Consider the following 10,689-nt stretch of genomic DNA (forward strand, 5'->3'; position numbering starts at 1 on the left):
CACATTTTTGCCTAATTTGGGCATTCCATCCAAAGACTCTTATGATGCGCAAAAAACTTTTATTCTTCCTTCTAATTCCATCAACACTTTTCGCTCAAAAATTCACAGAAGAGGAAATTGGCCGTTATCAGGCTCAAGCCAATCAAGTAGAAATTATCCGCGACAATTTTGGTGTGCCGCACATTTACGGCAAAAAAGATGCTGATGCCGTATTTGGCTTGTTATACGCCCAATGCGAAGATGATTTTAAACGCGTAGAGCTAAATTACATTGAAAAATTGGGCCGCCTCTCTGAACTGAATGGCGAAAAAGACATTTACAATGATTTAATGATCCGCTTACTGATTGATTCTAACGAAGCAATCTCTGATTATAACAATTCAGAGCCATGGATGAAAAAATTGTTGAATGCTTACGCTGATGGAATTAATTACTACCTGTACAAAAACCCGAAAGTAAAACCTGCCTTACTAAGCAAATTTAAACCTTGGTACCCGTATTTGTGGACTGATGGAAGCATTGGAGCCATCAGTACTGCTGATATTTCTGTAAGGGAACTAAAGAACTTTTATGAAGGCAATAAAGAGACCGGGGCCATAAAACCAAAACATTTGGATCATCAAACTGGATCCAACGGCTTTGCCATTGCGCCAAAAAACACCGCTTCAGGTAATTCCATTTTATATATCAACCCACATACTACTTTTTATTTCAGGCCGGAAGTTCAAATGAGCAGCGAGGAAGGATTACGGGTTTACGGAGCCGTAACCTGGGGACAATTTTTTATTTATCAGGGATTTAATGATTTCTGCGGCTGGATGCACACCTCCAATAACGTTGATGTAGCGGATACATACATCGAGAAAATTGTAACCAAAGGGACTGAACATTTTTATGAGTACGATGGGAAATTGAACCCGGTAAAACAAAAAAAGATCGTGATCAAATACAAGGAAGGCGATGCGATGAAAGAAAAAACTTTGAACACGTACTTTACTAACCATGGTCCGGTGATGGCAAACCGGGAAGGAAAATGGATCAGTTTAACTTCTTACAACCGGGCGGCAAAAAGTTTGGTGCAAAGTTGGGTCCGTACGAAAGCAAAAGGTTTAGAAGACTATACCAAAGCGATGGATATGCAGGCTAATACCTCTAATAATACGGTCTTTGCGGATAACAAAGGAAACATCGCTTATTGGCATGGTAACCACATCCCAAAAAGAGATCAAAAATTTGACTGGACCAAACCTGTGGATGGTTCCACATCAGCCACCGCGTACCAGGGACTTCACACGGTTAAGGAAGGCGTTCATGTTTATAATCCCGAAAATGGCTGGCTGCAAAACACCAACTCTACCCCTTTTACTTCAGCTGGGATTCATAGTCCTAAAAAAGAAAATTATCCATCTTACATGGCTCCAGACGGGGAAAATTTCAGAGGAATTAATGCTGTAAGGGTTTTGAGCAAGGAGCAAAAGTTTACTTTAGATAAGATTATTGAAGCCGGATATGATACTTATTTGTCAGCTTTCGAGATCTTGATCCCAGCTTTATTAAAAGCTTACCAGGAAAAAGGAAATGCTTATGCTGAATTGAAAGACCCAATAGAAATCCTGAAAAAATGGGACTATCGTTCTTCAGAATCTTCGGTGGCCACCACATTGGCTATTGAATGGGCACAAAAATTAAGTTCGGCCATACAACAAGTTTATATTGCCGCAGGCGAGAAAGATCAGGTTGAAAAAACCCGTGAATTTGCCAAAACGGCATCAGCAGATATGCTTTTACAAACATTGACTGCTACCAAAAAAGAGCTTGAAGGGAAATTCGGAAAATGGCAAATGGCTTGGGGAGAACTGAACCGTTTTCAACGATTAACAGGAAAAGTAGAGGAAGTTTATGATGATAAAAAAGAAAGTTTACCGGTAGGATTTGCTTCTGCGCTTTGGGGTCAATTGCCCTCTTTTAACAGCCGGCAGATGCCTGGCACTGATAAGCGTTATGGTGTGAGTGGAAATAGCTTTGTTTGTGCTGTAGAATTTGGCCCAAAAATAAAAGCAAAATCTTTGTTAGCAGGCGGGGTAAGCGGTGATGTAAATTCGCCGCACTTTACCGATCAGGCCAGAATGTATACCGAAGGAAAATTTAAAGATGTGCTATTTTACAAAGAGGATGTATTGCAACATGTAAAGAAAAGGTATCATCCGGGGGAGTAAGATCCGGCTTCAACAATACGCTGATGCCTGATATTAAGTTACTGCGGGCAGTTATAAGTTTGAAATAAACAAAACTAACAGCTGTAAATCGTCGACTAATATGTATCTCCATTTCCTCGATTTCGTCTTAACCCTCCTGCATTTGCTGATCATCGGATTCAATCTTTTCGGCTGGATATGGCGATCGACACGGAAAGCACATTTCTACTTAGTTATTGCAACTATCTTTTCCTGGGTCGGACTCGGCTATTGGTTTGGTTTCGGCTATTGCCCTTTAACTGATTGGCAGTGGCAGATTAAGGCAAAACTTGGAGAGCGGAATTTGCCCAATTCTTTAATTAAGTATTTCGCAGATAAGCTGACCGGGATGGATATTAGTGACAATTTAATAGACACAGTAACCGCGGTCAGTTTTGGGTTGGTTGTTATTGTGAGTTTTACGTTATACGTTTTACGTTATACGTCTGGGCGGAGGAGTTAAGTGGTACGTTATACGTTATACGTCTGGGCGGAGATTTAGGAATCAGAAGAATATTTAGCTACTGGAGAAAAGAATTCACTAAATTATCTTACGGACAACTGAGTTTGAAGCGTGGTAAAAATTCGAGATTTTTTTAATACGATTTCATACTAAAAATAAATAGCCTGAAAATCGTAGGAAAACAGCGGGTATCATAGGCTTTATCAACCTCTCAGAGAAACAAAAACTGCGTTTAAGCTATCAAAACTAGGATTCTAGCTCTAATGCAAGCAGATTACTTTCCAATACAAAACTTACTAAAAATCGTCTCCAACAAGTCATCCGTCGTCACCTGCCCCGTTATCTCACCCAGATAGTACAAAGCCTGTTTAATATCCGAAGCCAGGAAATCAGAGGTAACCGGATTATCAATGTTCTCCAGCACACTATTTAAAGAAGCCTCAGTTTTCTGCAGCGCTTCCAAATGGCGGATGTTGGAGATGAGGACGTCGTCGGTGTTAATGGAGTGGAGGTTGATGGTTTGGAGGATGGTGTTTTTTAGGACGTCGATACCTTGCTTGTTGCGGGCGGAGATGTAAAGAGGAGTGGTCGGAGGTCGGAAGTCCGAAGTCGGATGTCGCAGGTCAGATGTCTGTTCCTGGTTATCCACCCCGTGTTTTCGTTCCTGGTTCTTGGTTCCTGGGTCTTGAACCTTGATATTTGATACCTTCTCCTCAAACTCAGGAGTCATCACATCACTCTTATTCACCACCGTAATAAACGGTATTCCCAATCCACTTAAATACTTCACTTGATCTTCGATCTCCCCTATTTCCTGCTCCGGATCAACCAGGTAAATAATCAGCTTCGCCTGGCCGATTTTTTCGTGGGTGCGTTCAACACCCTTTGCCTCGATGATGTCGACCGTTTCGCGGATGCCGGCGGTGTCGATGAATCGGAAGTTGATGCCGCCGATGATCATTTCGTCTTCAACCGTGTCGCGGGTGGTACCGGCGATTTCGGATACGATGGCACGCTCCTCGTTTAATAGCGCGTTAAGGAGGGTCGATTTTCCTACATTGGGTTTGCCGGCAATAACTACCGGAACTCCATTCTTCATGACATTCCCCTGTTCAAAGGATTGTATCAGGCGGTGCAGGATTCGGTTTATTTGATAGATTAATCCTTTCAGATCTTCCCTGTTGGCAAATTCCACGTCCTCCTCCCCGAAATCAAGCTCCAACTCGATCATGGAAGCGAAATGGATGAGCTGATCCCGAAGATGCTGCAGCTCATGTGAAAAACCGCCGCGCATTTGCTGCATCGCAACCTGGTGGGAGGCTTTGGAATTAGAAGCAATCAGATCGGCAACCGCTTCAGCTTGTGAAAGATCGAGCTGTCCGTTTAAAAAAGCACGCAAGGTAAACTCCCCAGGATTGGCCGGCCTAGCACCATTGCGGACTAATAATTTAATAATACTCTCAATAATATATGCAGATCCATGTGTGGAGATCTCCACGACGTTCTCTTTGGTATACGATTTCGGCCCTATGAAAATCGAAACAAGCACCTCATCCAGGATCAAATCACCATCCCGGATGGTTCCGAAATGTATGGTATGAGATTTCTGTATGCTTAAATCTTTTCCTTCAAACACCTCATTAACCAGTGATATCGCATCCGGGCCTGAAAGCCTGATTACGCCTATGGCTCCGATACCGGAGGGGGTGGCAAGGGCGATGATGGTGTCGGAAATGTAGAGTTGTGTTTTATTATCCATAGCGGTGCTTACAACAATCAAATATCAGCATATTTATGCATTTTTCATCACCTTTACCGTCCGTCCTATTATAGTTAATCCGCTGTGTCTTTGTAAAAATTCAATCAAAAGCAGGACTCGCAGTACCACGGAGCAGGTATAACCTTCGATTGAATACAGGGAAAGACGAGGTTTGTTTTTTCGGATATAGGTGTTGGAGGGAGTTTGACGATGGAGGGTGGTGGAATAAAATTTTAACGTAGATGTACAAATAGGTTTAATAAAGGTATTCCACAAATTTCTGGCACACAATCTGTTTCACCTACCCGTACTAGGTTTCTAAATTTAAACACACAGCACCACCACCGTTGCATGATAAATCTTACAAATTGTGATATTGAACCGATACATATTCCGGGACAGATTCAATCGCATGGTTTCCTTCTCGTTATCGATCAGGAATACATAATTCGCTTTCACAGTGAAAATATTAATCAACATCTAGACGGACTTCCGGAACAATTGCTGGGCGAGCATATCAACAGCATCAAGCCCATCATTGGGAGCAATGAGCCGTCTGATTTTATGATACAGCTTATTGCCCTGGGAAAATCAACAGGTTTTGAACAAACTAATCCTTTTTCAGCCGATATTCAGGGAAGGCCTTATTACCTGATTATATCTCATTCTGCCGATTATTTTATGTTGGAGTTTGAACCAGCCGTTTCCGACATTGAACTTGATGTGCAGAAGGCTATTGGCCGCTCTATATCCGAGATGCTGGCAGACAAGAGCCTTCAAAATCTGCTAAACAATTCTGCTGAGCAAATTAAGCAGGTGATCAATTACGACCGGGTCATGGTATACCGCTTTGCCGAAGATGGCCACGGGGAAGTTATTTCAGAAGCTAAAGAAGAAAATTTAGAGTCGTGGCTGGGATTACACTACCCGGCATCCGACATACCGCAGCAGGCGCGGGAGCTTTACAAACGGAATTTAACCCGGCTGATTGCCCATGTTCACGCGGAGCCTTCACGTATCGTGAGCACGGCTGAATATGGTGAAACTCCGCTCGACCTTACAAATTCACAGCTCAGGGCAGTATCTCCTGTCCATATCCAGTACCTTAAAAATATGAAGGTGGATTCGAGTTTTAGTATTTCTTTGATTTATAAAGGACACCTTTGGGGATTGATAGCCTGCCACAATTATACTCCAAGGTTCATTGATTATAAATCACGCGAGTCAGCAAAGCTCATCGGGCAGATAGTTTCCTCTGCACTGGAGTTCAGGCAGGATGAAGAAAACCAGCATAAAACTGATGCCTTCAAAGCTGCAGTTGATAAATTGTCGAAGTACATGTATAAATCAGCCAGCCTGGAAGATGGATTGCTGAAGAATGACACTACAATTCTGAATGTGACTGCTGCCAGCGGCGCCGTTTTAATATTTGAAAAAAATGTCATGACTCTTGGAGCAACTCCAGGCCCGGAGCAAATTGAAGTGCTCGTTGAATGGATAAGTAAAAATGTTTCCGATCAGATCTATTATACCGATAACTTTTCTGGTGTCAACCCGGAAGCCATTCCGTATAAAGATATCGCAAGCGGAGTGATGATCTGCACATTATCCGCCGAGCTTCGTGAGTATATTATCTGGTTCAAACCTGAAAAGCTGCAAAAGATTTCCTGGGCGGGAAACCCGGAGAAGGAAACGAAAATTGATGAAAACGGCTCAGTGCAGATCTCACCAAGGAAGTCATTTGAAGCATGGTCGCAGACCGTTTCCGGAAAATCTGAAAGCTGGTCCAATGAGGAGATCAAATCTGTTATCCGGCTCAAAACTGAAGTGATAGCAGCCATCAGCCAGAAAGCAAGTGAAATAAGGATCCTGAATGAAAAGTTAAAGCAGGCGTATGAGGAGCTGGACACTTTCAGCTACACTATTTCCCACGACCTGAAAAATCCGCTAACAACGATTATGAGCTTTACGCAGCTTATGTTGAGGGATGACTCTTTAAGCGAAAGATCCCGGGGCTATCTTGCCCGCATAGAATCGGGTACCGAGAAAATGAAGGCTATGATCAAAGAGGTGTTGGATTACACCCGGGTTGGACGAGCATTCACTGACTTCGATGAGATAGAAACCGGCCCGATGATCCACGAGCTTGTTAAAGACCTGAAAGTATGTTTTGAATCTGAAAATCTCGAAATTCATATCGGTGATACACCGCCAATAAAAGGCGATCCGACGATGATATCGCAGGTATTTTCCAACCTCCTTAGTAATGCAATAAAATATTCATTAGAAGCGGAATCACCAAAAATATCCATTCAGGGGATTGAAAACGATGAGGAGATAGTTTATTCAATCAGCGATAATGGCATCGGAATCAACATCAAGCAGCTCCCTAATATATTTGAGTTGTTTAAACGGATGGATAATGTGCAGGAAATTGAGGGTTCCGGTGTGGGATTGGCAATAGTAAAGCGCATCGTAGAGAAACACCAGGGTAAGATCTGGGCAGATAGTGAGCTTGATAAGGGCTCAACCTTTTACGTCGCTTTTAAAAAGTGATCAGGTGACCTTATAAAACTGTCGGGCTGAATTATCCTGTACATTGCATTTTCTTTTCAAAAAACGTTTATTTGCTATTGAATTAAGATATATATGACTCCTGATCCTAACTTGTCAAAAGCTAATACTATTCAGGGAAGCATGGAAGATGCACTCCTTTCTGTTCCCTATCCGATTGTGCAGTTTACGGGCATGGAGTTGAGGGTGAGTTATGCTAACGACGCTTTATTAAGCCTGTGGGGAAAGGATAAAAGCATCATCGGACAAACCTATCTCGAGATATTACCTGAACATGCGGACCAGCCGTTTCCGGCATTGTTAAGGAGCGTAATAGAAAGCGGCGTAGCACACACCGATTCGGAAGCGGTCGCTTATCTGATGAAGGACGGAGTTTTACAGCCTGTTTATTTTGATTATTCCTTTACCGTAGTCAGGAACTTGAGCGGTGAAAATACCGGCGTAATGGTCGTATGTAAAGATGTTACAGAGCAGGTTCTTGCCAGGCAAAAGTTAGAAGACAGCGAGGCAAGGTTTCGCAGTATGGTGATGCAGGCGCCGTTTGCTATCGCTGTATTGCATGGCCGTGAATTTGTTATTGAGATGGCAAACAGTAATACCTTAAACATCTGGGGCAAGGAAAATAATGTATTGGGAAAACAGCTTGCGGAAGTGTTTCCTGAACTCATAGCCCAGGGATTTTTGGATATTTTAAGAAACGTTTTCGATAGTGGGAAGCCTTTTTACGGAAATGAATATGCCGTAACTTTGCTTAAAGATGGTGAAATGACCAACGCGTTTCTCAACTTCGTGTACCATCCCATCATCGAAAACAAGCAGGTAACATCCATCATGTCGGTAGGCTATGATGTAACAGACCTGGTTTTGTCGCGAAGAAGCGCGGAAAAACAGAAGGAATTGCTGGAAAATTTGAATAGAGCAGGTGAGGAACTGGCTTTAACCCTTGACACAGATTCGGCATTACAAAAGATCTCTGAACTACTCGTACCAAACTTTGCGGACTGGTTTACGATCAATATATTGAAGGATGATATACTGGAGCTACTACTTATTGTCAACAGCGATGAAGAGTATGTTCAATGGGCAAAAGAATTCCGGATAAAAGTTCCTGTTACTATAAACAATACAGGCGTTCACGGCCATGTAATAAGAACCGGTGAATCTGTTTTAATACCTCGGGTTACCGATGAAATAATAGAGGCTGCTATTAAAGACAAGGAACAGCTTGCACAAATCAAAAAGATGCAACTCCGTTCATCGATTGTGGTTCCGATGACAGTCGGAACAAGAATAATTGGATCGGTGAATTTTGTCTCGACAGTCGAAGGGAGGGAATACGATGAGATGGATTTAAACTTCGCGAAAGATTTTGCCACACGAATAGCACTGGCATTAGAAAATGCCCGTCTGCATGAATCAGCACAACAAGAAATTGCTGAACGGAAAAAAGCAGAGTTTGCACTCCGTGAAAGCGAAGAGCAATTTAGGAGCCTTTCGAATGCTATTCCTCAATTGGCCTGGATGTCTGACAAAGATGGGTGGATATTCTGGTACAATGATCGATGGTATGATTATACTGGAACAAACCTGGAAGAAATGCAGGGCTGGGGATGGGAAAAAATCCATCATCCGGATCACAAGCAACGAGTCGTAGACTTCGCTCAGGAAGCCTGGAAAAAAGAAAAGCCATTTGAGATTACATTTCCCCTGCGTGGAAAAACTGGCGAGTGGCGATGGTTTTTAACCCGTGCCGAACCCATATTTGATATTCAGGGAAACCTGGTGCGGTGGTTTGGCACCAATACCGACATTACCGAACAGAAAGAAGCGCTTGAGCAAAATGAAACATTGCTGAAGGAAATGGAGTTTGAGCGTAACAGGTTCGAAGCCGTGGTGAAACAGATGCCAGGTTCGGTAGTTATCGCAGAAGCGCCTACAGGGAAAATCATCTTTTCGAATGATAAAATTAAGGATATCTGGGGCCATCCTCTGAAACAGTCGGAAAATGTAGACCAGTATATTGAATGGGTGGGATTTCACCCCGATGGAAGGCAGTATGAAGGGCACGAATGGCCTCTGGCACGTTCGATCCAGAGTGGAGAAATTGTTATAGATGAAGATGTTGACATCATCAGGCATGGCGAACAGGCCATATTACGTCTGAGTTCTGCACCGATCCTTGATAATTCTCGTAATATCATTGCCGGGGTCGTCGTTAGTCAGGATGTAACCGAATTAAAGAAGGCTGTGCGTACCAGGGATGAATTTTTGTCAATAGCATCACATGAGCTAAAAACACCATTAACAACCCTCACGGCATCTATCCAATTACTTATGAGGGTTTATGGACAGCATCCCACTGCTCCAGCTGTCGCTTCCCTGATTGAAACGTCATTCAAAAGTGCCGGCAAACTAGGTTCTTTAATCAGCGAACTTTTAAATGTCTCTAAAATTGAGTCTGGTCAGCTGAAATTAAGCCGAACCACTTTTAATCTTTTCAATGTTGTATCAGAATGCTGTGAATTTGTGAGATTACAGGGAAGTCATACACTAGTATTAGAAGGTAACCGGGAGCTCGATGTGTTTGCTGACAGGCAGCGCATTGAACAGGTGATTGTAAATTTTGTAAATAATGCGGTAAAATATGCTCCTGAGTCCAACTTAATCAAATTGGTAATTGAAGAAACTGCTGATTCAGCAAAGCTAACGGTCATAGATCAGGGTATAGGTATCGATGAAGCCAAGTTGCCGCATTTATTTGAACGCTATTTTAGGGTAGACCCATCCGGAATAGAATATTCTGGATTAGGTCTTGGATTATATATTTCTTCTGAAATAATTAAGCTGCATGGCGGTAAAGTTGGAGTGGAATCGAAGTTAGATGAGGGCTCTGCGTTTTGGTTTACAATTCCTTTTAAATGATCCGGATTCTTTTTTGCCCTTACGCTGAGTTTTAATAGCCTGCGCCAGGAATTTTTCACTTTTCAATTTTCTACCATCCTCAATTTTTTTAACTTGCTGCTACAATAACGTATGAAATCCACCTCCATCCTTTCAGCCGCCCTCATTGCAGGAGCGCTATCCTGCTATGGCCAAAGCTCGCCGAAAGAAAACGAAGCCCGTTTTGACGCCCTACTGAGCGCCCATAACATCGGTGCCACAATCAAGGAACTATCCGCAAAGCCCCATTACGTCAGCTCTGTGGGAAGCAAAGAAGTTGCAGAAAACATCCTCGCTAAATTCAAAATCTATGGATGGGATGCCGAGATGGAAACCTATACCGTGCTTTTCCCTTACCCTAAAACCAGGCTGCTGGAAATGACCTCGCCAAAGAAGTTTACGGCATTATTGAAAGAACCTGGCTTGAAAGAAGACGGGACTTCATCACAGTCTGATATGCTGCCCAGTTATAATGCATGGAGTGCCGACGGGGATGTCAGCGCTGAGCTGGTATTTGTCAATTTCGGGCTGCCAGAAGATTATGAAACGCTTGATGCATTAGGCATTAGTGTTAAAGGCAAGATCGTGATCGCCCGTTATGGCCGCTCATGGCGCGGGGTGAAACCCAAGATTGCACAGGAGCATGGGGCAATAGGCTGTATCATTTATTCCGATCCTAAAGAGGATGGCTTTTACCAGGGTGATGTTTATCCGAAGGG

At 43.0% G+C, this 10,689-nt stretch carries 6 protein-coding genes; 5 read left to right on the forward strand and 1 reads right to left on the reverse strand.

Going from position 1 to position 10,689, the window contains the following annotated elements; all coding sequences use genetic code 11:
* Positions 1-2,216, forward strand: a 2,216-nt coding sequence (locus tag WBJ10_RS17360; RefSeq protein ID WP_424292588.1) for a penicillin acylase family protein, incomplete at its 5' end; no start/stop codon positions are given.
* Positions 2,217-2,316: 100 nt separating this feature from the next.
* Positions 2,317-2,697: a DUF2784 domain-containing protein gene (locus WBJ10_RS17365; protein ID WP_424292590.1), complete on the forward strand. Its 381-nt coding sequence runs from the start codon at positions 2,317-2,319 to the stop codon at positions 2,695-2,697.
* A 274-nt stretch (positions 2,698-2,971) separates the two neighbouring features.
* Here the strand turns inward: WBJ10_RS17365 and mnmE are convergent, their stop codons facing one another.
* The gene (mnmE, locus tag WBJ10_RS17370; protein ID WP_424292592.1) at positions 2,972-4,456 is read right to left on the reverse strand and encodes a tRNA uridine-5-carboxymethylaminomethyl(34) synthesis GTPase MnmE; all 1,485 of its coding nucleotides are present in this window, start codon (positions 4,454-4,456) and stop codon (positions 2,972-2,974) included.
* A gap of 351 nt (positions 4,457-4,807) precedes the next feature.
* Between mnmE and WBJ10_RS17375 the strand changes: the two genes are divergently transcribed.
* The 3 genes from WBJ10_RS17375 to WBJ10_RS17385 form a co-directional block, all read left to right on the forward strand.
* Entirely contained in the window at positions 4,808-7,012 is a 2,205-nt protein-coding gene (locus tag WBJ10_RS17375; RefSeq protein WP_424292594.1) for an ATP-binding protein, read from the forward strand.
* Positions 7,013-7,105: 93 nt separating this feature from the next.
* Complete coding sequence (locus tag WBJ10_RS17380) at positions 7,106-9,952, forward strand: PAS domain S-box protein (protein WP_424292595.1); 2,847 nt, start codon at positions 7,106-7,108, stop codon at positions 9,950-9,952.
* Positions 9,953-10,063: 111 nt separating this feature from the next.
* Positions 10,064-10,689 (forward strand): PA domain-containing protein (locus WBJ10_RS17385; protein ID WP_424292597.1); only part of this gene is annotated, 626 nt, incomplete at its 3' end.

Source organism: Daejeonella sp., assembly GCF_049655485.1.
GTDB lineage: Bacteria > Bacteroidota > Bacteroidia > Sphingobacteriales > Sphingobacteriaceae > Daejeonella.

Coding starts and splice junctions, on each gene's coding strand:
- WBJ10_RS17365 (WP_424292590.1), top strand. CDS start 2,317: ATGTATCTCCATTTCCTCGATTTCGTCTTAACCCTCCTGCATTTGCTG.
- mnmE (WP_424292592.1), bottom strand. CDS start 4,456: ATGGATAATAAAACACAACTCTACATTTCCGACACCATCATCGCCCTT.
- WBJ10_RS17375 (WP_424292594.1), top strand. CDS start 4,808: ATGATAAATCTTACAAATTGTGATATTGAACCGATACATATTCCGGGA.
- WBJ10_RS17380 (WP_424292595.1), top strand. CDS start 7,106: ATGACTCCTGATCCTAACTTGTCAAAAGCTAATACTATTCAGGGAAGC.